Below are 1,139 nucleotides of genomic sequence, written 5' to 3'. Positions count from 1 at the left end.
TCCTTCCGCACCCAAGCCCTTGACAACGAAGGGTTCTCTAAGCACATGACCCCAATCTATATGAACCGGGCGCTCGACGACAACACGCGTCGCGAGCGCATCTTCGGCGGGGCCTTCTTCCTCTATTCGGCCCCCACATCCGGGGCAAGGATGGTCGAATGGGCCAGGGAGCTTATCGACGCCGGATTTGACTCTGTTGCAGATCCACGCTTGGCGCACCGTGAGCTCTCGGTCGACCAATTCGCCGCCCGTGCGGGCCCGATCAAGTCGCGTTTCACCAACGATCCCGTTACCAAAGAGATTTGCCAGCGCATCATCACCGATATGGGAGCGGACCCGGAACGCACCTATTTCGACTTGCCCCGCCTCCGCATCATCCCGCCGAGCAGCTACCTTTCGAGCGGAGTGAGCTATAACTACGCTGCCCACCGCGACACGTGGTACGCGCACCCAGCGCAGCTAATCAACTATTGGGTTCCGGTTTTCGATGTCGAGCCCGAGACGGTCATGTCGATGTACGTCGAGTATTTCCAACGACCGGTGAAGAACGCCAGCATCGGCTGGGACTATGATGCCTGGGTGAAAAACTCGCGTTTTGCGGCGGCAACCAACATTAAAGAGGAAGAGCGGCCGCACCCGCTGCCGCTCGAGAAGGTCGTCGACTCGGCCGACATCCGCATTGTGCAGAACGCCGGCGACCTTTTCATGTTCTCGACCTGCCAACTGCACGCCTCGGTGCCGAACCACACGGACGTCGTGAGGTTCAGCTACGACATGCGGACGCTGAACATCGACGACTATCTTGCCAAGCGCGGCCCACAAAACGTGGACAGCGGCGCTACCGGATCGACGCTCAACGAGTTTCTGCGCGTGAAGGACCTGGCACCGCTCGAACCGGAGCAGGTCGCTCGATGAGTGCCACGCAACGTCGGGGCATCCCAGCGTCGGTTTTCCCCGGCGCTGCGGGTGTCGCCGCCCACCCTTGCCCGGTGTGTAACGGCGCGGATGCGGCCTCCGTCTGCATCATAGACGATGCGCCTGTCATGGTGACGAGCGTCTTCCCCGAGCCGTGCGCGGCTCTGGAGACCCCACGCGCACGCATTCGCCTGCTGTGCTGTCAGCAGTGTGGGTTCATATTC

General features: G+C 61.4%; 1 protein-coding gene. It reads left to right on the top strand.

Annotation, left to right across the window (positions count from 1 at the left end; all coding sequences use genetic code 11):
- Positions 1-915: hypothetical protein (locus FFK22_RS41855; RefSeq protein ID WP_221939309.1), on the top strand; the 915-nt coding region annotated here is incomplete at its 5' end.
- Positions 916-1,139: the final 224 nt, after the last annotated feature.

The sequence above is a fragment of the Mycobacterium sp. KBS0706 genome (assembly GCF_005938675.2).
Classification (GTDB): Bacteria; Pseudomonadota; Alphaproteobacteria; order DSM-16000; family Inquilinaceae; genus Inquilinus.
Note: the sequence above shows the minus strand (reverse complement) of the source record. Positions and strands in the feature narration are given on the sequence as shown.